The organism is Paraburkholderia sp. A3BS-1L, from assembly GCF_051125215.1.
In the GTDB taxonomy this organism is placed as follows: Bacteria; Pseudomonadota; Gammaproteobacteria; order Burkholderiales; family Burkholderiaceae; genus Paraburkholderia.
The window spans coordinates 392,581-419,177 of sequence record NZ_CP120445.1; the positions used below are offsets into that span (position 1 = coordinate 392,581).

At 63.3% G+C, this 26,597-nt stretch carries 24 protein-coding genes and 2 pseudogenes; 22 read left to right on the forward strand and 4 right to left on the reverse strand.

Annotation, left to right across the window (positions count from 1 at the left end; translation table 11 throughout):
- Window positions 1-77: 77 nt before the first annotated feature.
- The 3 genes and pseudogenes from P5W99_RS32505 to P5W99_RS32515 form a co-directional block, all read right to left on the reverse strand.
- Window positions 78-812 carry an ABC transporter substrate-binding protein gene (locus tag P5W99_RS32505; RefSeq protein WP_421028650.1) on the reverse strand — a complete coding sequence of 245 codons (735 nt, stop codon included), beginning with the start codon at window positions 810-812 and terminating at the stop codon, window positions 78-80.
- A gap of 194 nt (window positions 813-1,006) precedes the next feature.
- Window positions 1,007-1,483 (reverse strand): annotated as a pseudogene (locus tag P5W99_RS32510) (aminoacyl-tRNA deacylase); the annotation flags it as partial.
- Between the two features lie 108 nt (window positions 1,484-1,591).
- Window positions 1,592-2,494, reverse strand: a complete 903-nt coding sequence (locus P5W99_RS32515; RefSeq protein ID WP_434666463.1) for a LysR family transcriptional regulator — start codon at window positions 2,492-2,494, stop codon at window positions 1,592-1,594.
- 117 nt (window positions 2,495-2,611) lie between these two features.
- Here P5W99_RS32515 and P5W99_RS32520 point away from each other — a divergent pair, with 117 nt between their 5' ends.
- A complete protein-coding gene (locus P5W99_RS32520; protein WP_434666466.1) occupies window positions 2,612-3,352 on the forward strand; it encodes an SDR family oxidoreductase in 741 nt (246 codons plus the stop codon).
- Window position 3,353: 1 nt separating this feature from the next.
- Here P5W99_RS32520 and P5W99_RS32525 read toward each other — a convergent pair whose 3' ends face one another.
- The gene (locus P5W99_RS32525; RefSeq protein WP_421028654.1) at window positions 3,354-5,834 is read right to left on the reverse strand and encodes a GcvT family protein; all 2,481 of its coding nucleotides are present in this window, start codon (window positions 5,832-5,834) and stop codon (window positions 3,354-3,356) included.
- 300 nt (window positions 5,835-6,134) lie between these two features.
- Here P5W99_RS32525 and P5W99_RS32530 point away from each other — a divergent pair, with 300 nt between their 5' ends.
- From P5W99_RS32530 to P5W99_RS32630, 21 genes and pseudogenes are all read left to right on the forward strand, one after another.
- Window positions 6,135-6,965: a DeoR/GlpR family DNA-binding transcription regulator gene (locus P5W99_RS32530; protein ID WP_434666470.1), complete on the forward strand. Its 831-nt coding sequence runs from the start codon at window positions 6,135-6,137 to the stop codon at window positions 6,963-6,965.
- A 253-nt stretch (window positions 6,966-7,218) separates the two neighbouring features.
- Window positions 7,219-8,391, forward strand: a complete 1,173-nt coding sequence (locus P5W99_RS32535; RefSeq protein ID WP_434666473.1) for a 2-aminoethylphosphonate--pyruvate transaminase — start codon at window positions 7,219-7,221, stop codon at window positions 8,389-8,391.
- An 11-nt stretch (window positions 8,392-8,402) separates the two neighbouring features.
- Window positions 8,403-9,665 (forward strand): phosphonoacetate hydrolase, encoded by a 1,263-nt coding sequence (phnA, locus tag P5W99_RS32540; RefSeq protein ID WP_421028657.1) that lies wholly within the window; start codon window positions 8,403-8,405, stop codon window positions 9,663-9,665.
- Between the two features lie 135 nt (window positions 9,666-9,800).
- Window positions 9,801-11,249, forward strand: a complete 1,449-nt coding sequence (gene phnY / locus P5W99_RS32545; protein ID WP_421028658.1) for a phosphonoacetaldehyde dehydrogenase — start codon at window positions 9,801-9,803, stop codon at window positions 11,247-11,249.
- 193 nt (window positions 11,250-11,442) lie between these two features.
- Window positions 11,443-12,474 carry a 2-aminoethylphosphonate ABC transporter substrate-binding protein gene (locus P5W99_RS32550; protein ID WP_434666477.1) on the forward strand — a complete coding sequence of 344 codons (1,032 nt, stop codon included), beginning with the start codon at window positions 11,443-11,445 and terminating at the stop codon, window positions 12,472-12,474.
- 11 nt (window positions 12,475-12,485) lie between these two features.
- On the forward strand, window positions 12,486-13,637 hold the full coding sequence (locus P5W99_RS32555; protein WP_421028660.1) for an ABC transporter ATP-binding protein: 1,152 nt from the start codon (window positions 12,486-12,488) through the stop codon (window positions 13,635-13,637).
- Entirely contained in the window at window positions 13,630-14,526 is an 897-nt protein-coding gene (locus P5W99_RS32560) for a 2-aminoethylphosphonate ABC transporter permease subunit (RefSeq protein ID WP_421028661.1), read from the forward strand. Before P5W99_RS32555 ends, P5W99_RS32560 begins: the two co-directional genes overlap by 8 nt.
- Before the next feature lie 10 nt (window positions 14,527-14,536).
- Window positions 14,537-15,307, forward strand: a complete 771-nt coding sequence (locus P5W99_RS32565; RefSeq protein WP_434666481.1) for an ABC transporter permease subunit — start codon at window positions 14,537-14,539, stop codon at window positions 15,305-15,307.
- A 103-nt stretch (window positions 15,308-15,410) separates the two neighbouring features.
- Window positions 15,411-17,078 (forward strand): Na/Pi cotransporter family protein, encoded by a 1,668-nt coding sequence (locus P5W99_RS32570; protein ID WP_421028663.1) that lies wholly within the window; start codon window positions 15,411-15,413, stop codon window positions 17,076-17,078.
- 423 nt (window positions 17,079-17,501) lie between these two features.
- Window positions 17,502-17,987, forward strand: a complete 486-nt coding sequence (tssE, locus tag P5W99_RS32575) for a type VI secretion system baseplate subunit TssE (RefSeq protein ID WP_434666485.1) — start codon at window positions 17,502-17,504, stop codon at window positions 17,985-17,987.
- Window positions 17,980-18,467: pseudogene (locus tag P5W99_RS32580) on the forward strand (type VI secretion system baseplate subunit TssF); the annotation flags it as partial. The gene tssE and the pseudogene P5W99_RS32580, both read left to right, overlap by 8 nt.
- A 60-nt stretch (window positions 18,468-18,527) precedes the next feature.
- Window positions 18,528-19,337 (forward strand): DUF3304 domain-containing protein, encoded by an 810-nt coding sequence (locus tag P5W99_RS32585; RefSeq protein ID WP_434666488.1) that lies wholly within the window; start codon window positions 18,528-18,530, stop codon window positions 19,335-19,337.
- On the forward strand, window positions 19,334-19,585 hold the full coding sequence (locus P5W99_RS32590) for a hypothetical protein (protein WP_421028666.1): 252 nt from the start codon (window positions 19,334-19,336) through the stop codon (window positions 19,583-19,585). Before P5W99_RS32585 ends, P5W99_RS32590 begins: the two co-directional genes overlap by 4 nt.
- 71 nt (window positions 19,586-19,656) lie before the next feature.
- On the forward strand, window positions 19,657-20,709 hold the full coding sequence (locus P5W99_RS32595) for a phospholipase effector Tle1 domain-containing protein (protein ID WP_434666490.1): 1,053 nt from the start codon (window positions 19,657-19,659) through the stop codon (window positions 20,707-20,709).
- The gene (locus P5W99_RS32600) at window positions 20,678-21,151 is read left to right on the forward strand and encodes a hypothetical protein (protein WP_434666492.1); all 474 of its coding nucleotides are present in this window, start codon (window positions 20,678-20,680) and stop codon (window positions 21,149-21,151) included. The genes P5W99_RS32595 and P5W99_RS32600 overlap by 32 nt, the downstream gene beginning before the upstream one ends.
- Window positions 21,152-21,166: 15 nt before the next feature.
- Window positions 21,167-21,424, forward strand: a complete 258-nt coding sequence (locus P5W99_RS32605) for a PAAR domain-containing protein (protein WP_421028669.1) — start codon at window positions 21,167-21,169, stop codon at window positions 21,422-21,424.
- Between the two features lie 101 nt (window positions 21,425-21,525).
- A complete protein-coding gene (gene tssG / locus P5W99_RS32610) occupies window positions 21,526-22,593 on the forward strand; it encodes a type VI secretion system baseplate subunit TssG (protein ID WP_434666496.1) in 1,068 nt (355 codons plus the stop codon).
- Window positions 22,594-22,706: 113 nt separating this feature from the next.
- On the forward strand, window positions 22,707-23,381 hold the full coding sequence (locus P5W99_RS32615) for a histidine phosphatase family protein (RefSeq protein WP_421028670.1): 675 nt from the start codon (window positions 22,707-22,709) through the stop codon (window positions 23,379-23,381).
- Between the two features lie 44 nt (window positions 23,382-23,425).
- Window positions 23,426-24,454 (forward strand): phosphotransferase, encoded by a 1,029-nt coding sequence (locus P5W99_RS32620; RefSeq protein ID WP_434666500.1) that lies wholly within the window; start codon window positions 23,426-23,428, stop codon window positions 24,452-24,454.
- Window positions 24,455-24,499: 45 nt separating this feature from the next.
- Window positions 24,500-25,264 carry an SDR family oxidoreductase gene (locus P5W99_RS32625; protein WP_421028672.1) on the forward strand — a complete coding sequence of 255 codons (765 nt, stop codon included), beginning with the start codon at window positions 24,500-24,502 and terminating at the stop codon, window positions 25,262-25,264.
- 19 nt (window positions 25,265-25,283) lie between these two features.
- The gene (locus P5W99_RS32630; protein ID WP_421028673.1) at window positions 25,284-26,534 is read left to right on the forward strand and encodes an acyl-CoA dehydrogenase family protein; all 1,251 of its coding nucleotides are present in this window, start codon (window positions 25,284-25,286) and stop codon (window positions 26,532-26,534) included.
- Window positions 26,535-26,597 lie beyond the last annotated feature (63 nt).

Below are 26,597 nucleotides of genomic sequence, written 5' to 3' on the forward strand. Positions count from 1 at the left end.
CAATTGCTGACGATTGGCTGACTTTCTTTAACAGTTGCCGCGTTGTGCGCGGCGAGGCATCGTGTTCAAGCCGTCTTTCATGCCGCCGGAGCAACCGAAGCGCCCTCGATGCCATGGCGTGCCAGTGCTTCGGCCACGAAGCCCGACGCCTTCATCGTCTCGACGAATTCGCCAAGCACCGCAGCCGCGTGCGGCCCGCGTTGCTTCGCTACGCCCATCGCCTGGCGGATCACCATGAAGCGCTCGTCGAGCAAACGCAGCCCCGGCGCCTTGCGTGCATCCGCTTCGAGTTGCTGCTTCACGCCTGCCGCCACTTCGAGCCTCTGGTCGAGGAACGTTTGCACGACCGCGGGCGACGACGGCGCACGCACGATTTGCGCAGCCTTCAACTCGCGCGTGAGAAAAAGATCGTATGCACTGCCCTTGCCGACCGCAACGCGGTTGTGCGGCTGGTCCACGTCCGCGTTGACGCGCACCGGCGAGTCGTCGCGCACCAGATAGAACCCTTCGATCAGCACATAGGGCGCGGTGAAGGCGATGGTCTCTCCGCGTTTGGGATCGACGGCGAAGAAACCGAAGTCGGTGCGCGCCTCGCTCACCGCTTCCACCGACTGCGCCGCCGTGTCGAGCACGACGAGTTCGAGCGGCACGCCGAGTTGCTGCGCGAACGCCCGCGCAAGATCGACGGACACGCCAGACGCTTCGCCCGAAGCCGGGTCGCGCCCCGCGAGAATGGGATTGCCGAGATTGATGGAAGCGCGCAGCGTGCCGGTGGGCGCGAACGCGTCGACGATGGCGGAATCGATGTTCATGAGCGTGGCAAGGTGAGCGCCGCGCGCGTCGCGCGCGGCTCGGTGTGAGGGTGCGGAAGTTCAAAGAGGTCGCCGGAGCCCCGGCGAAGGCATTATCACACCGCGGCAGCCAGCCGTCGAAATCTGGCGCCGCGCTCCCGGCCTTGCGCCGCGGAGTTAGGACAGTGCCGTGCGCTCATGCTGCTCATCGCACCCATGCCGCGCATGCGCCGTGAAAAATGCGCGCGCTCGGCGTCGTCCATCAGCGCGAGAAACTGATCGGCGTCCATGTGAATCAGCGCTTCGTGGTCGCCGGCTTCGAAGTAGACATCCGGTTGCCCCGCGAGGCTCGAATCAAGCCAGGTTTTCATGCCATAGGCCATGCACACCGGCGGCAAGGCGCCCGCATCGCAATCCTTGAACAATTCGCGCAGCTCGACCTCCGTGGCGAGCGCGAGGCGGCGTCCGGTTTTGCTCCATAGCTCGGAGAATTGCACGGCGTGGGTCGAGGGCAGCACGGCGGCCACATAACCGTGCTCGTCTTCGAGCAGCACGGTTTTTGCGAGGCGGTCACCGGGAATGTGCGCCGCGGCAGCCGTTTCCATGCTGGAATGGCTGTAAGGGTGACGCACGATTTCGTAACGGGAGCCCTTGTTGCGCAGGCACTCCTGCAAAGTTGGCGAGATCGACATGGCATACCTCCTGTCGAAAACCAGAAAAGAAATGAACGTCTGGTGTCTCTTCAGAATAGGTCACGCGGCGCCAGTCGGCACAATGAGCTCGCATCGAATTGCAGCACCTCAGGCGGCGATTTCGCGCACGAAGTCGAGAAAAACACGGACCTTCGCTGAAACGAAATTCGAGCCATGATAGTAGGCATATAGCGGGAATGTTTCGTCCACCCATTCGGGTAAAAGAAGGATGACTTTCCCGTCGGCAATCAGCTCTTTCGCATAGAGTTCCAGCAATTGCGCAATGCCCGTGCCGCCGAGACAGGCGCCAAGCAGCGAACCGGTATCATTGACCATCAGTCGGCCGGCGACGGCGAGCGGAATCACTTCGTTGCCACGATGGAATTCCCATTCGAAAGCGCGGCTGGTCTTGGGATCGCGCATCAACACGCACTGGTGTCCTGTCGCGATATCGTTGGGGTGCCTGGGCTCACCGTACCGAGCGACATACGCTTTCGATGCGCAGGTGAGCACGCGCGTTTCCAGCAGCAGTCGCGCGCGATACGAGGAAGGCTCGGGAATGCCGAAACGCACCGCTACGTCGAACCCGTCGGCAACGAGATCACCCATTCGGTCGCGAACGCTGATCTCGACGGAAAGATCGGGGAAACGCTCGAGGAACTCCGCCAATCTCGGGGCCAGTGCGTAATGTCCAAACGTTCCATCCACATTGACCCTTAGCTTTCCCCTCACGCGCGCCCTGGATTGCGCGGCGTCGACTGCGGCTTCCTCGATGCCGGCCAGGTGCGGCGCCACGGCTTCGTAGAAGCGACGCCCTTCATCGGTTAGCGAAATTGCGCGCGCCGTGCGGTTGAAAATGCGGATGCCAACGCGCTCTTCGAGTCGGGCCACGGCGCGGCTCACCGCAGGCTGCGTCAAGCTCATGGCCTCACCCGCCCGCGCAAAGCTGCCAGCTTCGATGACTGCCGAAAGTACGCCGATTCCACCAAGGAGTCTGCTGTCGAACGCCATGAGACATACATTTGGTCATTGTTCAAATAATCATAATTCATTTTTTTAATTTATCGAGCCGATCTACATTGCTTCTTGTCGCCGGATGCACGGCATGAGTAGACATAAGGAGCAGCAATGAAGACGCTGGAAAAGAAAGTCGCCATCATCACCGGGGCGTCGCGCGGTATCGGCGCGGCACTCGCCCTTCGTCTCGCAGCGGATGGGTTCAAGGTCGTCGTGAACTATGCGGGCAGCGCCGGCCCGGCGCAGGCAGTCGCCGACAAGGTCAAGGCCGCGGGCGGCGAAGCGATCGTCGCTCAGGCCGACGTCGCCGATCCGGCGGCCGTCATCGCCATGTTCGACGCGGCAGAGCGCGCCTTTGGCGGCGTGGATGTTGTCGTCAACTGTGCCGGCATCATGAAGCTCGCACAAATTGCCGAGTGTGACGACACGACTTTCGATCAGACCGTCGCAATCAATCTCAAAGGCACCTTCAACGTCTGCCGCGAAGCGGCAAAACGCCTGCGCAACGGCGGGAGAATCATTAATCTCTCGTCCAGCGTCATTGGCGTTCGCTTGCCGTCCTATGGGATCTACATCGCCACCAAGGCGGCTGTCGAAGGCCTGACCCAAGTCCTGGCTCAGGAAACGCGGGGGCGCGGCATCAGTGTGAATGCGGTCGCGCCCGGCCCTGTCGCCACCGAGCTTTTCCTCGACGGCAAGAGCGCTGAACTCATCGATCACATGGCGAAGATGAACCCGCTCGAACGGCTTGGCCAGCCAGACGACATCGCGCAGGTCATCGCTTTCCTCGCTGGTCCCGAGGGCGGCTGGGTCAATGGCCAGACGATCCGCGCCAACGGCGGCATGTGCTGACTCAGCTTTTCACGCGCAATGCACGCGGATCGTAGGGGGCGCTCAGATGCACGTTGACCGGAACCCGTTCCCCGGCCACGTCGATCGCATAGCGCCCGTCAGCGAGCCACGCCGCATCGACCGCGCCATCCTCGCGCGAGACGAAGCCCATCGCGACCGGGCAGCCGAGTGTGTGGCCGAAGGCCGCCGAGGTGACCGAGCCCACCGCCTCGCCATCGCGCAGAATGGCCTCGCCGCCCCACAGCATCTGCTCGCTCGCGCCTTCTGCGGTGAGCACGACCAGGCGGCGCTGCAAGGGCTGCTGGCGCAACCGCAAGAGCGCTTCGCGGCCCCGGAACGCAATGTCCTTGTCGAGCTTGCACGCGAACGAGAGACCAGCCTCGAACGGATTGCAATCGGGCGAGAGCTCGCGGCCCCACGCACGATAGCCTTTTTCGATGCGCAGCGAATCGATCGCGTAATAGCCGGCATTGACGAGCCCGAAGGCCTTGCCCGCTGCATGCAGGGTTTCGTATACGCCGACCGCGAATTCGACCGGCACGTACAGCTCCCAGCCCAGTTCGCCCACATAGGTGAGGCGAGTCGCGCGCACCGTCGCATAACCGATGTCGGCCTCGCGGCTTTGACCGAACGGGAACGCTTCGGCGCCCCAATCGGCCTTCGACACGCTTTGCAGCAGCGCGCGAGAATGCGGCCCCATGACGGCGAGCACCGCGTACTGGCTCGTCACGTCCACGAGCACGCAGTGGCGATCGGCGGGAATCGCTTTCTCCAGGTAATCGAGATCGCGCGTTGCCTGGGCCGAGCCGGTCACCACGAGGTACTGATCGTCGGCGAGACGCGTGAGCGTGAGGTCCGACTCGTAGGTGCCGCGCTCATTTAGCAACCCTGAGTAAATGGTGTAGCCAACCGGTACCGCCACATCGTTCGCGACGATCGATTGCAGCACCGCTTCCGCATCGCGACCCTTCACGAGCAGCTTCGCAAACGAACTCATGTCGAACAGCGCGACGCCTTCGCGGCACGCGCGGTGCTCCGCGCCGCTCCACGGCAGCCAGTTTTGCTGACCGAATGCGTAGTCGATGCGCGCTTCATGCGGGCTCGGCGCGAAGAAGTTCGCGCGCTCCCAACCCATCTTGCTGCCGAAGCACGCGCCATCCGCCGCGAGTTGCGCGTAGATCGGCGAGCGGCGGAACGGACGCGCCGTGTCGAGCTCGCGGTTCGGCCAGGGCATCGCATAGTGCAGGCCCAGCGTTTCCTTCACGCGGTCATGCAGCCAGGTGTCGTTGCCGTTGAAGCGCGCGAAGCGGCGAATGTCCACGGGCCACAGATCCATGGTCGGCTCACCCGCGACGATCCACTCGGCCAGCGCCATGCCTGCTCCGCCCGCCGAGGCAATGCCCATCGAGTTGAAGCCCGCGCCCACGAAGAAGCGCCGCAACTCGGGCGCCTCGCCCACGATGAAATTGTTGTCGGGAGTGAACGATTCCGGCCCGTTGTAGAACTGCCGGATCTGCGCGGTTTCGAGCGCGGGCACGCGCTGCAGCGCGTTTTCCATCAGGATTTCGAACTGATCCCAGTCGTCGGGCAGTAGCTGGAACTCGAAATTCTCGGGGATACCGCTCATGCCCCACGGTTTCGCGTTGGGCTCGAAGCCGCCCATCACCAGGCCACCCACCTCTTCCTTGAAATAGATGAAGCCGTCCGGATCGCGCATGACCGGCAGATCGGGATGCACACCGGCGATGCGCTCGGTCACGATGTAGTAGTGCTCCGCCGAATGCAGCGGCACGGTCACGCCGCACATGCGGCCGACCGCCTTCGCCCACTGCCCCGCGCAATTGACGACGATCTCCGCGTGCAGCGTGCCCTCCTCGCCGTCCTTGTTGCGCCACGATACGCCGGTGGCCGCGCGGCCCGAGGGCGTCGCTTCCGTATGAACCGCGGTGATGCGCGTGTTCTCGACAATGCGCGCGCCGCGCTGGCGGGCGCCGCGCGCGAGCGACTGCGTGAGGTCGGTGGGGTTCGCCTTGCCGTCGCCGGGCAGCCAGACCGCGCCCAGCAGGTCGTCGGTGCGCATCACCGGCCAGAGCTCGCCGGCCTCGCGCGGGCCGATCACGTCGCACACCACGCCGTAGGCCCGCGCGGAGGCCGCTGTGCGCTTGAGTTGCGTCATCCGCTCCCCGGTGCGCGCCACCGAGAGCGAGCCGCACTGCTTCCAGCCCGTGGCCAGCCCCGTCTCGGCCCCCAGCTCGGCGTAGAGCGCCGTCGAATAGCGGATCAGCTTCGTCATGCTCTGCTGCGAGCGCAACTGGCCGACGAGACCTGCGGCGTGCCAGGTGGTGCCGCACGAGAGCGCGCCCTGCTCGAGCAGGACGACGTCGCGCCAGCCGAGCTTGGTGAGGTGATACGCGACGGAGCAACCGACAATGCCGCCGCCGACGATGACGACGCGTGCGTGCGTGGGGACAGAGGTAGACATGGGCATGAGCCTCGATGCAAAGAGAGAGGACGTGGCGGGCAATTCATACCAACAGCGGACAGGCCAAAGAATGCAACACAAAACAACAAAAAACAACATCAAAGTCACATCCAGGGATTAACGGAATTGCCCGGCCCGAACGCCACATCCGCCTGCTCCGACAAGGGTTCCCTATCCATCTCATCGGGAATTCACCGTATCGCGCCGTCTCCTTCGGGGTACCGCACACCACGCCGGATCGAGTCACACGGTATTTTGTGGTATTTTGTGACTTCAGCTGTTTCATCCGGGAACCCCACCATGGCCGATAACCACGCCGCTCCGCCCGATGCATCCGTTACGCCGGCCACGCTGCTGAGCCGGCGGCTCGCCGTGGGCCGCATCGACTACATCCTGCAAAGCCTCGACGCGAGCGGCTCGGTGAGCGTCGCGGACATGTCGGCCACGCTCGGGGTCTCGCGCGAAACCATCCGCCGCGACCTCAAAGCGCTGGCCGAGCAGGGCCGCCTGAGCCTCGTGCACGGCGGCGCCGCGAAGCGTGCGCAAGACGAGCCGTCGCTCGCCACGCGCGAAGCGGCGAACGCCGTTGGCAAGGCGGCCATCGGCGCGGCGGCGGCGCGCCTCGTGACCGACGGCATGGTCGTGCTGATCGATTCGGGGTCGACCACGCTCGGGCTCGCGGCCTCGCTCGCGAACCATAGCGACCTCACCGTGATCACCAACAGCCTGCCGATCGCGCTGCTACTGTGCCGCTCGCCGGGTGTGAAGGTCATCATGCTCGGCGGCGACATCGAGCCCAACGACGAGGCAGCGTTCGGCGTCGAGACCATGGCTGCGCTCGCGCATTTCCGCTGCGATCTCGTGTTTCTGGGCGTGGGCGGCATCTCGCCCGAAGGCGAGCTCACCGACTATTCGCGGCTCGCCGCCGAACAGCGCCATCTCATGATGAAGGCCGGCAAAGAGGTCTACGTGCTCGCGGACCACAGCAAGTTCGAGCACGGCACGCCGGTGCGGATCGCGCCTGTGCCGCACATCGCCGGGCTGATCGTCGATGCGCCGCCGCCCGCGCATATGTCGCGCGTATTCGCGCAGAACCAGTGGAACGTGATCGTCGCCACCGGCCAAAGCTGACGCGCCCTCGCGCATCCCCGCTCCGGGCGGCCCAGGCCGCCCGTCTCTGCTTCCCCCCGATCGACTTTGCTGCCTGCACTGCCATCGATTGCCGGCGCGCCGCACACCCTCCCCGACACATCGGTATATTTCCTGGGTATGTGGCAATTTATGGCGTATTGACTGTTTTTGTTGCGAGGCCTAAAGTGGCTTTAACAATGCAGTGACGCAGTGTCAGAACCGAAGTCAGAACCAAACTTCACGGAGACACCTCATGACAGCTTCCACGTCTTGCCCGCCCGCCACTTCTGAAACTGGCGATCCGCTGCTGCTCACCCCCGGCCCGCTCACGACCTCGCGCACCGTCAAGGCGGCGATGGTTCACGACTGGGGCTCGCGCGACGCAAACTTCATCGAGATCAACCGCTCGGTGCTCGCGCGTCTCGCCAGCATCGCCAACGGCGCCGACGACTGGGTGACGGTGCCGATGCAGGGCTCCGGCACGTTCGCCGTGGAAGCGATGCTCACCACCTTCGTGCCCTCGAACGGCGAGGTGCTGGTGCTGATCAACGGCGCTTACGGCAAGCGCGCAAAGCGCATCCTCGATATTGCCGGCCGCAAGACCGTGGTTCATGAAACGCCCGAAGACACTCCGCCCGATCTCGCGCAGGTCGAGGCCATCCTCGCGGGCACGCCGTCGATCACGCATGTGTTCACGATTCACTGCGAAACCACCTCGGGCATCCTGAACCCCATCGCGCAGATCGGTGCGCTCGCACACAAATATGGCAAGCGCTTTCTCGTCGATTCGATGAGCGCATTCGGCGCGTTGCCGCTCGACGTGCAGACCATGCATATCGATGCGGTCGCCGCCTCGTCGAACAAGTGCATCGAAGGCGTGCCGGGCCTCGGCTTCGTGATCTGCCGGCGCAAGGCGCTCGAGCAGACGCAGGGCAACGCCACCACGCTCGTGCTCGACCTGCACGAACAGTGGGTCAACATGGAGAAGACGAGCCAGTACCGCTTCACCCCGCCCACGCATGTGATCGTGGCATTCCACCAGGCGCTCGAGGAATTCGAAGCCGAAGGCGGCGTGGCCGGACGCGGCGCACGCTACCGCAACAACTGCCGGATCCTGCTCGAAGGCATGCGCGCGCTCGGCTTCAAGCCGCTGCTGCCCGATGCCTTGCAGGCCCCCATCATCGTCACGTTCCACATGCCCGAGGACCCGCGCTTCGTGTTCAATCAGTTCTACGAAAGCCTCAAGGCGCGCGGCTACGTGATCTACCCAGGCAAGCTCACGGTAGCGGACTCGTTCCGCATCGGCTGTATCGGCCGCATTGGCGAGAAAGAAATGCGCGCTGCGCTTGTTGCGATCGGCGAGGTGCTCGACGAGATGGGTGCGGCCGACGTAGGTGTGACGAGTCCGGTCGCTAAAACCGCTTGAAGGAAAACGCAATGAGCACGCTGAACGACAACGCACTGGCCGTGAATGGCCGCGAATACCGCTTCCCCACCGCGCCCGTCGTGGTGATCTGCCTCGACGGTTCCGAGCCCGCCTATATCGAAGAGGCCGTCAAGGCCGGATGCGCCCCGAACCTCGCGAAGCTGCTGCGCACCGGCACGAGCCGCATCGCCCAGTGCGTGATCCCGAGCTTCACGAACCCGAACAATCTCTCGATCCTCACGGGCCGCCCGCCGAAGGTGCACGGCATTGCGGGAAACTACTTCTACGACCGCACGAGTGGCGAAGAAGTCATGATGAACGACGCGCGCTTCCTGCGCGCGCCCACCATCTTCGAGACCTTCTTTAGAGCCGGCGCGAAAGTGGCGGTCGTGACCGCCAAGGACAAGCTGCGCACGCTGCTGGGCAAGGGGCTCGATTTTTCGAGCGGCCGCGCGATCGGGTTCTCCGCCGAAAAGGCCGACCAGGCCACGCGCGAGGCCAACGGCATCGGCGACGTGCTGGCCTTCGTGGGCAAGCCGCTGCCCGACGTGTACTCGGCCGACCTCTCGGAATTCGTGTTCGCGGCGGGCGTGAAGCTGCTCGATACCTTCCGCCCCGACCTGATGTATCTCTCGACAACGGACTACGTGCAGCACAAGGCCGCGCCCGGCGCGCCGAAGGCCAACGACTTCTACGCGATGTTCGACCACTACGTGGGCCAGCTCGACGCGGCCGGCTGCGTGCTCGCGATCACCGCCGACCACGGCATGAACGACAAGCATCGCGCCAACGGCGAGCCCGACGTGCTCTACCTCCAGGACCTGTTCGACGAGTGGATTGGCAAGGGCAAGGCGCGTGTGATCCTGCCGATCACCGACCCTTACGTTGCGCACCACGGCGCGCTCGGCTCGTTCGCCACCGTCTATCTGCCCGAAGGCGCGGACGCGGCAGCGCTCCTCGAACGCCTGCGCAAGACCGATGGCGTGGAGCTCGCGCTCGACAACGCGGCCGCCTGCGAGCGCTTCGAGCTGCCGCCCGACCGTGTGGGCGACATCGTGGTGGTCGGTACTCGCAGCAAGGTCTTCGGCACGAGCGCGGCGCGCCACGACTTCTCCGGACTCACCGAGCCGCTGCGCTCGCACGGGGGGCTCTCGGAGCAGGACGTGCCGCTGCTCGTGAACCGCAAGATCGACTGGCCGCAGGGCCGCGCGCTGCGCAACTTCGACATCTTCGACGTCGCGCTGAACTGCGTGGTGCAAACCGCCATCGCTTGATCCACTACAGGCGCGACCAGCACCACAAGCAACGGCCCCACCCTGCATGCCGCCGCGCCTGGGCGAACGGCGCATGCAGGCCAAAGCACAGCCAACGAAAAACTCACCGAAACCGAAACACGGAACGAGGTAGCGATGAACGTCATGACGAAACCCGCATTCAAGCAGGAGTCCATGCGCATCGCCGGCCGGCAGGTCGCGACCGACGAAGTGATCGAAGTCCTGAACCCATACAGCAACGAAGTCGTCGGCACCGTGCCGGCGGGTCGTCCCGAGCATGTGCAAGAGGCCTTTGCCAAAGGCCATGCCTACAAGCCGACGCTCACGCGCTTCGAGCGTCAGCGCATCCTGCAAGCCACGGCCGAGGCGCTGCGCGATCGCAAGGAAGATTTCGCGCGGCTCATCACCGCCGAATCGGGGCTCTGCTGGAAGGATTCGCTCTATGAAGCGAGCCGCGCCTACGATGTCTGGTCGTTCGCCGCGCAGCTCACGATCAAGGACGATGGCGAAATCTATTCGTGCGACATCAGCCCGAACGGCAAGAACCGCAAGATCTTCACGACGCGCCTGCCGCTGCTCGGCGTGATCTCGGCCATCACACCGTTCAATCACCCGCTGAACATGGTGAGCCACAAACTCGCACCAGCCATCGCCACCAATAACCGCGTCGTGCTCAAGCCCACCGAGCTCACGCCGCTCACCGCGCTCGCGCTCGCCGACGTGCTCTACGAAGCGGGCCTGCCGCCCGAGATGCTGAGCGTGGTCACCGGCAATCCGCGCACCATGGGCGACTCGATGATCACGGACCCGCACTGCGACCTGATCACCTTCACGGGCTCGGTGCGCGTGGGCAAGTACATCGCGCAGAACGCCGGCTATCGCCGCACGGTGCTGGAGCTCGGCGGCAACGACCCGCTCATCGTGATGGAAGATGCCGACCTCGAGCGCGCCGCGCAGCTCGCGGTCACGGGCGCGACCAAGAACTCGGGCCAGCGCTGCACGGCGGTCAAGCGCATTCTCGTGGTGGAGAGCGTGGCCGACGAATTCGTCGAGCGTGTGCTCGTGCACGCGAAGAAGCTCAAGTGCGGCGACCCGATGGATCCGAACGTGGACGTGGGCACCGTGATCAACGAGGCCGCCGCGCAACTCTTCGAGCGCCGCGTGGCCGACGCTGAAGCGCGCGGCGCACGCGTGCTGTACGGCGCACCACGTCGCGGGGCCCTCTTCGCGCCCACCGTGGTCGACCACGTGCCCTACGACTGCGAGCTCGTGCATGAAGAAACGTTCGGCCCGGTGATTCCGATCATCCGCGTGCCGGACAACATCGAAGAGGTGATCCGCATCTCGAACTCGACGGCATACGGCCTCTCTTCGGGCATCTGCACGAACCGGCTCGACTATACGACGCGCTTCGTCAAGGAGCTGGAGGTGGGCACGGTGAACGTCTGGGAAGTGCCGGGCTATCGCACGGAGATGTCGCCGTTCGGCGGCATCAAGGACTCGGGCAACGGCTACAAGGAAGGCATGGTCGAGGCCATGAAGAGCTATACGAACGTGAGAACGTGGTCGATGCCCTGGGAATAAGGCACTCACGAAGCACGTGTTGCGCGGCCTCTGCTGATGCTCCAGGCACGGCCGCGCAGTAACCCTGGCTGGTCCCCAACAAATCGAACAGGCAACATTGCCACGCTGTTGTCACACGGCAGAACTGCAGGCAGAACTGCAAGAACACACGAGATTTTCCCAGCATCCAAACCCAACGCAAGGAAGGATGGATATGAAGACTCAACTGATCGCCGCGGTGACTTGCGCATTCGCGCTCGCAGCGGGCGCTGTCCACGCGCAATCCAACGTCGTGACCATCTATAGCGCGGACGGCCTTCATGACGGCACGCCGAGCTGGTACGGCAACCAATTCGAAGCATTCACGAAAGCCACCGGCATCAAGGTGCAATACATCGAAGCCGGTTCGAGCAGCGTGGTGGACCGCCTCGGCAAGGAGAAGTCGAACATTCAGGCCGACGTGCTCGTGACGCTGCCGCCGTTCATGCAGAAGGCCGCCGCCGATGGTCTGCTGCAGGCCTACACGCCGGCCGGCGCGGACAAGATCGAGGCACGCGACAAGGATCCGAAGGGCATGTATGTCGCGATGGTCGACAACTATCCGACCTTCATCTACAACTCGGCGGTGCTCAAGACCCCGCCTAAAGCCTATTCCGATCTGCTCGCGCCGCAATACAAGCAGAAGGTGCAGTACTCCACGCCGGGCCAGGCCGGTGACGGCACCGCGCTCATGCTGCAAACCTTTCACGCGTTCGGCAGCAAGGACAGCGGCTTCGATTATCTGCGCAAGCTCCAGGTGAACAACCTCGGGCCGTCCGCCTCCACGGGCAAGCTCACGGCGCTCGTGAACAAGGGCGAGCTCTACGTGGCCAACGGCGACCTGCAGATGAACCTCTCGCAGATGCGCGAGAACCCGAATATCCAGGTGTTCTTCCCCGCCGGTCCCGATGGCAAGCGCACGACTTTCTCGCTGCCCTATTACGTCGGGCTCGTGGCCGGTGCGCCGCATGCCGATAACGGCAAGAAGCTGATCGACTTCCTGCTGAGCGCCGCCGCCCAGCAAGAGGTCAGCAAGACCGCCTACGGCATGCCGGTGCGCACCGACGTGCATCCCACCGACGACAACTTCAAGACGCTCAACGCCATGATGCAGGGCGTCGACGTTTGGTCGCCCGACTGGAATCAGGTCATGCGCGACCTGAAAGCCGACGTGGCGAAATACAACCACGCGATTTCCAGCAACTGATCGAGCGACTCATGGCCAATTCCCTCACCATGGAACGGAGGCAGCAGCAAGCCTCCCCGGTGCCGGCTTCTCTCGCGCAAGGCGCGAGCGGCATCGGTTTCGAAAATGTGTCGGTGGCATACGGCGGGCAGACAATTCTGGATTCGCTCACGCTCACCGTGAAGCCTGGCGAGATCGTCGCGCTCATCGGCCCTTCGGGCTCGGGCAAGACGACCGCGCTGCGGGCCGTCGCGGGCTTCGTGCAGCCGAGCGCGGGACGCATCGTGATCGGCAACAAGGACGTGACGCAGTTGCCGCCCTATGCGCGCAATATCGGCATGGTGGTGCAGAACTACGCGCTGTTTCCGCACATGCGCGTGGAGGACAACGTCGCCTTCGGGCTGCGCGCACGCGGCGCCGAAGCTGACCTGATCCGCGCACGCGTGCCCGAGTGCCTCGGGCTCGTGGGGATGTCCAAGTATGCGAAGCGCTACCCGCGCGAGCTCTCGGGCGGCCAGCAGCAGCGCGTCGCGATTGCCCGCGCGCTGGCAATCCGGCCGCAGGTGCTGCTGCTCGACGAGCCGCTCTCGGCGCTCGACGCGCAGATCCGCCGCTCGATGCTCGACGAGCTCGCCAAGCTGCACCGCAGCCTGCCCTCGCTGACCGTGCTGTATGTGACGCACGACCAGACCGAGGCGCTCACGCTCGCGAATCACATCGGCATCATGCGCGACGGCAAGCTCGTGGCCTATGGCGACACCCAGGGGCTGTACCGGCATCCGCCGAACCGCTTCGCAGCCGAGTTCCTCGGCCGCGCGAACGTGCTGCCGGCGCGCCAGCTGGAGCCGCTCGACGATGGCTTCGCACGCGTGCGTTGCGGCGATTTCGTGATCGAGGGACGCAACCATCACAACCTGGCCGCGAGCAGCGCCTGCTACGTATGCGTGCGGCCGCACGACCTGCACTTCGAGCCGCGCGCGCAGAAGTCCAACAGCGTGACGGGCGTCGTGCGCAGCGTGCAGTGGCTCGGCGAGCTGCACAGCGTGATGCTCGAAGTGGGCGACGAGATGCTGCGCCTCACGCGAGCGCCGCTGTCGAGCCCACCCGAACCCGGCGCCGTGCTGCCCGTGCACTTCGATGCGGCGGACGTCACGCTCGTACCGGAGGGCGAAGGCCATGTCTGATATCGCCGATCTCGCGATAGCGCCGCCGCCGGCGCGCGCCGGCGCGGCCAGGGCGCTCGCGCGCAACCTGTGGATCGCGCCGCCGCTCGTCGTGCTCGCGGCCATCTTCTTCTACCCATTCGGCCTGATCGTGGCGCAGGCGCTGGGCGGCGACACGCACACGCTATCGCTCGAGAACTTCACCACGGTGCTGCATTCGCGGCAGTTTCTGAGCGGCCTTTATCACACGATCGCGATTGCGGTGTGCGCATCGGCGGGCTGTCTCGTGCTCGGCTTCGTGTTCTCGCTCGTGATCGCGTTCGTGCCGTTTCCGGGGGCGCGCTTCGTGGGGCGCCTGATCGACACCTTCATCGCGCTGCCGACTTTTCTGGTCGCGCTCGCATTCACGTTCGTGTACGGATCGGCCGGTCTGCTGAACCAGTCGCTGATGGCGATCTTTCATTTGAACCTCCCGCCCTTCGACTTCCTGTACACGCAATGGGGCGTCGTGCTCTCGGAAATCACGGTCTATACGCCGTTCATCATGCGGCCGCTGCTCGCCTGCTTCTCGCAGATCGACAACGCGCAGATCGAAGTGGCAAGCAGCCTCGGCGCGAAGCCGCTGCGCATCATCCGGCAGATCATCCTGCCGGCGGCGCTGCCCGCGCTGCTTGCGGGCGGCAGCCTCTGCCTGCTGCTCACCGTGAACGAGTTCGGCATCGTGCTGTTCATCGGCGCGAAGGACGTGATCACGCTGCCGCTGCTCATCTACGGCAAGGCGATTCAGGAGTTCGACTACACCACCGCATGCGTGATCGCCGTCATCAACATCGCGCTGTCGCTTGGGCTCTATGCCTGCTATCGCACTGTCCTGTCACTTTTCGGAGGTCGCCGTGCTGCTCTGGGCTAGATGGGCAAGAATGTCGACGTGGAGCGTCGCTGCGCTGCTGTTTTGCGCGATCTACGGGCTGCCCGTCGCGATGATCGCACTCGCGAGCGTGAGCGGGCAATGGAACGGCATTTTGCCGAGCCACTTCACGCTTTCGCACTACACGCGGGCGCTGCACGGCGATTCCGCCGAACTGCTGCGCGTGAGCGTCTTCACCGGCGCGCTGGCGAGCGCCGCGGCACTCGTGAGCGGCACGTGGGCCGCGCTCGCGCTCAAGCGCATGAAGGGCATGTCCAAGCGCGTGCTCGACGTGATCTTCTTCGTGCCGAGCGCGGTGCCCTCGGTCTCGATCGGTCTCGGACTGCTGGTGGCCTTCAGCCAGCCGCCGGTGCTGCTCAACGGCACGGCCACGATCGTGTTCCTCGCGCATTTCCTGCTGATCTCGGCGTTCACATACGGCAACGTCTCGGCAGGGCTCGCGCGGGTCGCGCCCGAATATGGCGAGGTGGCCGAAAGCCTCGGCGCGAATCCGTTCTACCAGCTCACGCGCGTGACGCTGCCGCTCGTTGCGCCCTACCTGCTCGCATCGTTCAGCCTGAGCTTCGCGCTCTCGATGGGCGAGCTAGGCGCTACGCTGATGATTTATCCGCCGGGATGGGTGACGCTGCCCGTGGGCATCTTCGCGCTCTCCGACCGCGGGGCGATCTTCGATGCATCGACGCTCACGATGGTCCTTGGTGCAGCCACGCTGCTCGTGCTGCTCGGGCTTTCGCGCATCTCGAACAAGGCCGCGGTGCGCTAAGACGCTCAGGATACCCAGGGAGATAGCTGGCAGGGAACGCAAAGGGCAATCACGGCGGGCACGCAGGTTGCTGCAGGCACAAAAAAAGCACAGGGAGGAACCCGTGATTCTGATCGTCCTTCATCTCGCAGGCGGCGTCGCGTTGCTGACGTGGGGCCTGCACATGGTCGAATCGGGACTGATGCGCGCGTACGGCGCATCGCTCAAGCGCTTCATGGGGAAGAGCCTCGGCAACCGCTTCAACGCTTTTTTCGCGGGGCTCGCCATCACCGGCGCGCTGCAGAGCAGCACGGCGACCGGCATGATCGCGTCGTCATTCGCAGCGCGCGGGCTGATGCGGCCCGTTACCGGCCTTGCTGTGATGCTCGGCGCGAACGTGGGCTCGACACTGATCGTGCAGGCCTTCTCGCTCGATCTCAGCTGGATCTCGCCGGCTTGCCTGCTGGTGGGCATGGGCATGTTCGAAAAGGGCAAGGGCTCGCGCAACCGTGACATCGGACGCGCCTTGATCGGTCTCGGCCTGATGCTGCTCGCGCTCACCCTGCTCGTCTCCACGGTGCAGCCCGCCGAGAGCGCGCCCGCGCTGCGCACGGTGCTGGGCGCGCTGGCCGGCGAACCCGTGCTCAACGCCGCGCTCGCCTGCCTGCTCACATGGGCCGCGCATTCGAGCATTCCTGTCGTGCTGTTCGTGATGTCGCTTGCGAACCTCCATTCGGTGCCGATGGACAGCGCCATCGCCATGGTGCTGGGCGCGAACGTGGGCAGCGCGCTCAACCCGTATTTCGAAGCCGCCAAAGGCGACGACCGCAGCCGCCGCCGGCTGCCCGCCGGCAACCTGCTGCTGCGCGGCGGCGTGTGCCTGCTGTTGCTCGGCCTGTGCACACCGCTTGCGCAACTGCTCGAGCGCATGCCCGGCGACGCGAGCCACGCGATCGCCAACTTCCATACCGGCGTGAACGTGGGCATTGCGGTGCTGTTCATCGGCGTGCTTGATCCGGTGTCGCGGCTGCTCGAGCGGTTGCTGCCCGCGCCCGGCGTAGCCGACGATTCCGATTCGCCGCGCTACCTCGACATGGATGCCTTGCAGGCGCCCTCCCAGGCGCTTGCGTGCGCGGCGCGCGAAGTCATCAGAATGAGCGAAATCGTCGACGCGATGCTGAGCGCGAGCGTGCCGGTGCTGCTCGCCAACGACCGCCGCGCGGTCAGCGAACTGGCGGACCGCGACGACTCCGTGGACATGCTGCACGATGCGATCAAGCGCTACGTCACGGACATCACGCGCGAACCGTTGACCGAGGAGGACCGGCGCTGGGCTTCGGCGATCATGACAGCCGTGATCAACCTCGAGCATATCGGCGACATCATCGACAAAAACCTGCTGGAGAACGCGCAGAAAAAGATCAAGATGCAGTTGAGCTTTTCACCCGAGGGCGCGGAGGAACTGAGCATGATGCACCGCTCGGTGACCGACAGCTTCCACCGCGCCCAGGCGCTGCTGGTCTCGGGCCGCACGCAGACCGCCGCGCAACTTATCGCCGACAAACAGGCGCTGCGGCGGCTCGAACGCGCGGCGCGCGACCGGCACCTCGAACGGCTGCGCGATGGCCTGCCGGACAGCATTGCGTCGAGTTCGCTGCATCTGGACGTGTTGCGCGATCTCGTGCGGATTCAGTCGCATATCTGCGCGCTTGCTTATCCGCTGCTTGAGCGGGAACGGGAGGAAACGCAGGTGCTGGAGGCGGCGGAGGTGCAGTTGCGCGACGTGAATTGAGGGGGGAAGACGGGCTGTCCTGAAGGCGCCGTTGCGGCGGCGCCTGTTTCGAAGCCACCGAGCGTGACACCCAGCATACGACCATGCAATCCGGTCTGCAATCGCGCAGACCACTTCTCACTCGCTAGCCGTGACGGCTAGTGGAATAGTGACGACAACGCCCCACAGCGGCAATCATTATCGACCCAAGCATAGGGTTGAATACAATTCAACGATTTCCATTATTTATTTTGTCATGGATATAATTATTTTCGCTTTGCTTGGCATGTCGCAGTAATTGAGGATTATCTATCCGGAGAATATTGATCGCCTGGATAAATGATTCGTACTATGACGCCAGATATCGCACGATATTAATAAAATTCGATTAACTGCTCCCGGCTATTCCAGGGTATTCCTCTGCCGTGTTCCGGCAACAAGACCATGCGCTTCGAACCAGACCTGTTTGACAAGCTCTTTTATAACGCGCCCGATTCATCTACGGTACGCAAGATATCGCTCGATGAACTCAAGAATTCGGTGGCGCGGAATATCGAATCAATTCTGAATACGCGCATGATATTTTCAGAGGAGTACATGACCCGATTTCCCGAATGCACCAAATCGATTCTCACCTACGGTCTGAACGATTTCACGGGGCTCAGTCTCTCGAACTCCGAAGCTCGCGATGCCATCGGCGAATCCATCAGGGTGGCCATCAAGCGGCACGAGCCCCGTCTGGTGGGGGCCGAGGTAACGCTGGAGCAGCGTCCGCAGTCTATCGGTGGATTGCAATTCGCCATCAAGGCCATGCTGGTGGTTCACCCGGCGCGGGAGCCGGTCAGCTTCGACGCGCAATTTCAGGCCACGACGGGCCAATACTCGGTCAGCCGTGCCGGCGGCAGGCGCCCTGGTGCTATCGATGGATGAACTGCTGCCTTATTACGAGCGTGAACTGGCGTTCCTGCGGCGCTATTCGGCCGATTTTGCACAGCGCTACCCGAAAACCGCGGGCCGGCTCGGGATCATCGGCGAGCATGTAGAGGATCCACATGTCGAGCGCCTGATCGAATCGTTCGCGTTTCTTGGCGCGCGCATCAGCAAGAAAATCGAGGACGACTATCCCGAGTTTACCGATGCGCTGCTCGAAGCACTTTACCCGCATTATCTTCGGCCCTTTCCGGCGTGCTCGATTGCGCAGTTCGCCGGCGCCCGGCGGCTGCCGCAACGGCGCCGCCGCCCGTTATCGCGCGCGGATCAGAGCTGAAGTCCGACAAGATGGGCGAAACAGAATGCGTTTTCCGCACCGTTCATGACGTCGTGCTGGCCCCGCTGCGGGTGTCGGAAGCGCGCCACGCCCCAATCACCGTGGTGCCGGGTCTCGAGGTCGAGTCATCCAGAGCCGCGGGGCAATGGTATGAACTGATGAAATGGCGCGCGGTTTAGACAAACTGAAAAGGGCACAAGACGATGACAAACCGGAAATTCCGTGTATGGCTGGCGGCGCTCGGTATTACGTTGCTGGCTGGGCTGGCAGCCTGCCAGTCGGCCGGAAAAGAAAAGAAATTTGGCTACTCCATGGGCGGTATCGACCACCTCGCCGATAACCTGAGCGTCACTGACTTTTGGGTCAACGGCGCGGCGGGTCAGCAGGCCGGCACCGGTAATGCAGGTGTGTCTGCGCCTCTCCTGCCGGTCAAATGGCGTCCAGGGATGACGGTGCATGTGGTCTGGGACGTGCGGGATTGGCAGCACGACAAGGGCAGCACATACGTAGCGGATGTGCCGGTCGAACCCTACCCGGAAGACGGCGGCGACCTCTGGGTGCATTTTCTTGCCAACGGCACCGTGCGTGTGGTGGTCGCCGATCATGGGCCGCGCGCACCCGATTACCCCGGCCCTCACGATCCGATTCCGATGAAGGAGCCTTGGTATATGTATCCGGCACGAACTGAAAGCCGTGACTGGGATGAGCGGCTACTGGATGCCCGGATCATCAAACAGCGGTGTGCCAGCGTGTCCGATCCGGCGACCTGCGTGAAGCAGGAGAATGAAAAAATACTCGATGACCAACGCGCGGATGCGCGCCGTTATCTGCCTCAATGCGCATCGATAAAGACCAGCTACGAATCCCAGGAATGCTTGAGAAATGCCGATCAAAGCATGCGTGCCGCGCGCTTCGCCCGACGCTGCCAGGTGTCGCCAGGCTTGCCTGAGTGCGCGCCTCAAAAAAGCACCACGACTACTTCTCATCGTGACGCAGGAGCACCCAGCCAATGAGCGACGATATCAGCCTGTTGCAGGCCGCCGCGCACCCGGGCAACACAGAAGGTGTGACCGCAACGACACAAACCATGAGATACCGTCCGGAAAAATGCGAATTTGCACTCCATATCGGTGTGTTCTTCGATGGCACCGGCAATAACCAGGACTGGGACGAGTCAGGTAAGGGAGGGGGGACGCAACTCGCGCTAAAAAAGACAGCAACGTCGCGCGCCTGTACCGGGCATATCCGACAAACAAACTGAAAGGTTACTACCCGGTCTATATTCGCGGCGTCGGCACGCCATTTCCCCAGATCGGCGAGAAAGGGCCAAGCATGCTGGGAATGGGCTTTGGCGCGGGTGGCGACGCGCGCATCGTATTCGGCCTGCTACACGTGCTTAACGTCATGCACCAGTCACTCGACAACTATGACACGCCCATGATCGAGCGGCAAACCGTCCAGGCGCTATGCAGCAACGCATGGCTGTCGATCCAGACCGGCGTAGAAGGCGGCACTCCCAACACCCTTTCGCCAGCCGATCAACGGGCGCTGGACAAGGTAGGCATGAAAGACCAGGGCGGACTGCTTACCCTCAATGGCCATTCTCACCGGACAACGTTCCTGAAACAGCAGTTCGCACAACTCGCGCAAAAAATCGACGAAATACCCTCTCCGAAGCTGGTCGAGGTCTTTATCGATGTGTTCGGCTTCAGCCGTGGCGCGGCTGAGGCGCGCGTGTTCTGCAACTGGCTCGATGAATGTTGCGACGGCGACACGCTCGCGCAGGTCAAGACGCATATCCGTTTTCTCGGCATTTTCGACACGGTGGCCGCCGTCGGCCTCGGGCCGGCAGCGAGCCGCTGGACCAATGGCCATGAGGCCTGGGGCGAAGCAAAGAATCTGCGTATTTCTCCACGTGTACGTCACTGCGAGCACTATGTCGCGATGCATGAGCAGCGCGAATCGTTTCCCTTGGAGGACGTGAAGACACCCGGCGACGAGCTGCCACCGCGCTGCCGCCAGTTCCGCTTTCCTGGGATGCACTCCGATCTGGGTGGAGGGTACCTGCCTGGAGAACAGGGCAAGAACGGCGGAGACGATGAGAACAAGCTGGCCCGCATACCACTGAACATGATGTATCTGGCGGCCAAAGCGGCCAAAGTACCAATCGATATTCGAAACGCGACCATCCGTGACGGCTGGGACGCATTCGTGATCGGTGAGCAGCTTCAATCCGACTACGACGCCTTCATTCAGGCCAACGGCAACCGGAATGCGCGCTATCACCGACTGCCTGATCGATATTCTCGCGTGGCGCTACGAGTACCGCCATGCCTACGACACGCTGCCGTTCGTGCAAAGCGCCGGCTGCGCCGACCAGAATGATCTGCTCGGCGCACACAAAATATTCCCGAAGAACATCGGCGAAAACGGCAGCGCAACTACTCAAGCCGACAACGCCCAAAACGAAGCCTGCTCGCGGAAGCCATCGCTGCGCAGCCGGCTCTTCGGCAAGAACGGTTCCAAACCCGCACGCACACCACTCTCCCAGGACATGCCGATCCTGCCGAAGGAGCGGCGCGAGATCCTTGACCGGATCATGCAGCGCAGGCCCGGCGAGGATGAGCTGAAATTGTTCAGCACGTACTGCCACGACTCATACGCCGGCTTCAAGCCATTCACATCGAAAGCCGCCGCGCCTCTGCGCAACGCGCCATGGGAAAGCGGTGGCTATCTGCAATACCGCACGCGTTACGCGGGCGAAAGCCTGCGGCTCGCAATGCTCGAATCCCTCCAGCAGGAAGAGGCAATAGCCTCCAGCGCGTAACACGGAGAACCGCAAATGAAAGACGAACACGGTCGAGGCGTTATTCGCCTTCACGACAAAACCACGCATGGCGGTGAAGTCATCACCGCGTGCGACGAGATAATGGCGATGGGGGTCCCAGTTGCCTTGCAGGACGATTTGACGTGGTGTCCTAAATGTAACGGGAAATTCAGAATCCTGCCTGAGATCGGTCAACGTAGTCACCACGGCAAGCGGGTTGCATACCACGATGACCCCACCGAATGCGGCGCCCGTCTGATTTCATCGGTGTAGCCAGACACAACCGCAGTCCGTCGGCCACTGCTGCTGCACCTCGAACCATTCAAAGGCTGACACCATCGCCCAAAGCTCGCCCGCCTGAACCAATACACCCCATGCCACCCCAGCCCCAAGCCCCCTCTCCTCTCGACCACCTACTAACCGAGCCCTGGCGCTTCGAGTTCTTCAACGCGGTGCGCCTGCTCGAACGCTGGTTCGTCGAGCACGGCGGAGCACGGCCACGCGACGCACTCGCCTACCGAATCACGTTTCGCACGACGCTATCGACCACATTTCCACCCAGCGAGATCAAGCAAATCGTGTCGTATAACGTCGCTGGCGAACGTCTGACCGACACGTCGCAACATACGGCCTCCGAGGTATTCCGCGTCGACCTCACCCCAGCCTTCTTTGGCCTGCTCGGCAGCCAGGGCGCACTGCCCCTACGCTATACCGAACAAATCACGAACGAAGAGCATGCTAACCGCGACCGTTCCGGCCGTGCGTTTCTCGACATCTTCTCAAACCGCGCGACAGCCCACTTTTACGCCGCATGGAAGAAGTACTGGCTGCCCCACCACTACGAACTCGACCGAAACGAGCGCTATTTGCCGATTCTGCAATCGCTGGCCGGCATCGCCGACGCCAGCACGCAGCAGATGCTGCACAGCCAACCCGGCGCGCTCATCGGCGATGCGGTCGCAGGACACGGCACAGTGGCACCCCATCGCGCCGTCTCGGCGTATTACCTGCAGCGCACGCTGTCCGATTACTTCGATGTGCGCGTCCGCATCGAGCAATTTGTCGGCCATATGTACGATTTACCGCCCGTTCGGCAATCGCAACTCGGGCAAAGCAATATCGTCCTTGGTGCGACCGCGTTAGCCGGAGAGCGGATCTGGCTGCGCAACCTGCGCGTGCGTCTGGTCATCGGGCCGCTAACGGCCGCGCAGTACGACAAATTCCTCCCTGGTTCGGAGCGCTCGCTCGCGCTTGCCCGCATGCTGTATCTATTGGTCGGCATGACGCTCGAGTATGAGGTCTGTCTCATACTCCATCGCGAAGGCGTGAAACCGATTGAACGCGGCAGCCATGGCCGGCTCGGCTTCAGTGCCTTCCTCTCCACGCGTCCCTCCGGAATCAATCGCCCCGATATGTCTTACAGGTTACGCAGGCCACGTTGAACTTGCCCGAGCATCATTACCAACATGAATGCTCACTCATTCACCAAATAAACTTCATCAATACCACCGCCACCCACTAAGCTAGCCCTACTCCTCCAATATCTAGCGAAGCGATGGCTGAACTCTTTCTGATCAGGCACGGGCAAGCGTCTCTAGGCGCGGACGACTACGACCGCCTCTCCGCCCGAGGCGAGCAACAAAGCCTCTGGCTCGGCGAACATTTCGCTCGCGACGGCATCCAGTTCGACCGCATCATGACCGGTACGCTGCGCCGCCACGCGCAAACGCTCGACGCGATCCGCCGCGCCATGCCCGGCCTTCCCGCCCGTTGCGAAGTCCACGCCGCGCTCGACGAATACGATTTTTACGCGCTATTTGCCGCGCTGCCCGACGAGCATCGCCACCTTGCCGATACCGCGAAGCATGATTCGCGCGAATTCTTCAAAGCCTTGCGGCAGGTTCTGCACCTATGGACCGAAGGCGCGCTCGACGAGCGCGCGCCCGAAACGTGGAGCGCATTTCAACAGCGCGTTGCCCACGCCCGCGCCGCCATTCAGCAAAGCGTCGCGCAGCGCGTCCTGGTGGTCAGTTCGGGCGGCGTCATCGGCGCATTCGTTCAGCAGATCCTGCAAGCTCCCGCTGCAACGGCCATCGCGCTGAACATGCAAATCCTCAATAGCAGCGTGACGCATTGCTATTTCAACCGCGAGGCGCTGCAACTGTCGAGCTTCAACGGCCTCGCCCATCTCGACGATCCGCAGCGTCACGCGTTTCGAACCTATGGCTAGACCATTCGCAAGATCAGCCCCGAACCCGTCAAGCATCGAACGATATGACCACTGAACTCTCCAGCCCGTCGCTCGACCTCGACCGGCTCACGCCCTACCTCGAACAGCATCTCTCGGGCTTTCGCGGCCCCGTGCGGGCCACTAAGTTCCCGGGCGGCCAGTCCAACCCCACCTGGCTGATCGAAGCGCCAAGCGGCCGCTATGTGCTGCGCCGCCAGCCTCCGGGGCAACTGCTCAAATCCGCGCACGCCGTCGACCGCGAATTTCGTGTGCTGAGCGCGCTGGCCGAAACGCCGGTTCCGGTGGCACGCGTCTGGCACCTCTGCGAAGACCGCGACATCCTCGGCAGCCTGTTCTATCTGATGAGCTACGAGGATGGGCGGATCTTCTGGAACCCCGCGCTGCCCGAAATCGACCGCGATGCACGGCGCGACTATTACGCGGCCATCATCACGACGCTCGCGGCGCTGCACGATGTCGATCCCGAACGCGTGGGCTTGAGCGACTACGGCCGGCCGGGCAATTATTTCCAGCGCCAGATCGAGCTCTGGACCAAGCAATACCGCGCCGCCGAAACGGAGCGCATCGCGCCCATGGAGGCGCTAATCGAATGGCTGCCCGCGCATTGCCCGGCCGACACGCAGCGCCCCGCGCTCGTGCACGGCGACTTCCGCATCGACAACCTGATCTTCGACCACGCTGCCCCGCGCGTGCGCGCCATACTCGACTGGGAGCTTTCGACGCTCGGCAACCCGCTTGCGGATCTCGCGTACTTCTGCATGTGCCTGCGTCTGCCTTCGAAGGGGCATATCACGGGGCTGCGCGGCCAGGACCGTGCCGCGCTGGGGATTCCCGAAGAAGAAGAAATGATTGCGCAGTACTGCAAACTACGCGGCCTGCCCGGCATCGCCAACTGGAACTTCTATCTGGCGTTCAGCTTCTTTCGCCTCGCATCGATTGCGCAGGGCGTGAAAGCGCGCGCGCTGCAAGGCAATGCTTCGAATGCGAACGCACACGAAGTGGGCAGCATGGTCGAACCGCTCGCGAGTCTCGCAGCGGAACTGATTGCGTGACGCCTCACCGCGTCGAGACACTCACACCGAATTAAGGAGACGAGATTGACCACGAACCCGTTTGACCTCTCGGGGCGGATCGCCCTCGTGACCGGCGCGAGCCGCGGCATCGGCGAAGCCATTGCGAGGCTGCTGGCCGAGCAAGGCGCCCATGTGATCGTGTCGAGCCGCAAGCTCGAAGACTGCGAAGCCGTTGCCGCCAGCATTCGCGAGAACGGCCACAGCGCCGAAGCGCTCGCCTGCCACGTCGGCCGCATGGAAGACATCACCGCCACGTTCGCCCATATCCGCGAGAAGCACGGGCGGCTCGACATTCTCGTCAACAACGCGGCGGCCAATCCGTATTTCGGCCATATTCTCGATACCGATCTGGCTGCGTACAACAAGACCGTCGAAGTGAACGTGCGCGGCTATTTCTTCATGTCGATCGAAGCAGGCAAGATGATGAAGGCGCAGGGCCGCGGCGCCATCGTGAACACCGCTTCGGTCAATGCGCTGCAGCCCGGCGATCAGCAGGGCATTTATTCGATCACGAAAGCGGCGGTTGTCAACATGACCCGCGCGTTCGCCAAGGAGTGCGGCCCGCTCGGCATTCGCGTGAATGCGCTGCTGCCCGGTCTCACGAAAACGAAGTTTGCCGGGGCGCTGTTCGAGAACAGGGACATCCACGACAGCTGGATCAGTGCGATCCCGCTGCGCCGCCACGCCGAGCCGCAGGAAATGGCCGGCACCGTGCTCTATCTGGTGTCCGACGCGGCGAGCTATACGAACGGCGAGTGCATCGTCGTCGATGGCGGACTGACGATCTAGCTTACGGAGTGAACCCATCATGAATTTCGCTTATAGCCCCAAGGTCGATGACCTGATCCGCCGCGTGCGCCACTTCATGGACGAGCACATCGTGCCGCGCCAGCGCCAATGGCACGAGGAAGTGCACGCGGGCCGCTACCCGGTCTCGTTCATGGAAGATCTCAAGGCCCTCGCCAAAGCCGAAGGCCTGTGGAATCTGTTTCTCCCGCATTTGCACGACGACGAACCCGGCACGCGCCTGACCAACCTCGAATATGCGCCGCTTGCAGAAATCATGGGACGCGTTTCGTGGGCGCCCGAAGTCTTCAACTGCAATGCGCCCGATACCGGCAACATGGAGTTGCTGCACATGTTCGCGACGCCGGCGCAGCGCGAGCAGTGGCTCGTGCCGCTGCTCGAAGGCAAGATTCGCTCGGCGTTCGCCATGACGGAGCCCGACGTCCCCTCGTCCGATGCGACCAACATCACGACCTCGATCCGCCGTGACGGCGACGACTATGTGATTAACGGCCGCAAATGGTTCATCACGAACGCGGCGCACCCGAACTGCAAGATCTTCATCGTGATGGGCAAGACCGATCCCGATGCCGAAACCCACCGCCAGCAAAGCATGATTCTCGTGCCGGCGGGCACGCCCGGCGTGAAGATCGTGCGCAATATCACGGTCATGAACCACGTCTCGCCGGAAGGTCACTGCGAAATCACGTTCACCAATGTGCGCGTGCCGGCATCGAACCTGCTCGGCGAGGAAGGCAGCGGCTTCGCGCTCGCGCAGGCGCGCCTGGGACCAGGACGCATTCACCACTGCATGCGCTCGATCGGCGCGGCGGAACTCGCGCTCGAACTGATGATCGAGCGCGCGCAGGAGCGCAAGACCTTCGGCAAGTATCTGCATCAGCACGGCACGGTGGGCGAAAGGATCGCGAAGTCGCGCATCGAAATCGATCAGGCCCGGCTGCTCGTGCTCAAGGCCGCGTGGCTGATCGACGAGGTGGGCGCCAAGGCGGCGCGCAAGGAGATCTCGATGATCAAGGCGCTGGTGCCGCAGGTTCATACCGCGGTTTGCGACCGTGCGATGCAGGTATTCGGCGCCATGGGTGTGAGTCCCGACACGCCGCTGGCCGATCACTGGACCTGGGGGCGCGCGCTGCGCTACGCCGATGGCCCCGACGAAGTCCACCTCCAGGCCATTGCGAAAATGGAGCTTGCGAGCGGCAAGGAACGGCTCGGCGCGATGGCGGCCTACCTGAACGCCCCGCTGCGCGATTGATCACTCGCGCAGCACGGCGAAAGAAGACCGAAGCGGAACGAACGCATCGTCACCGCACCTCTC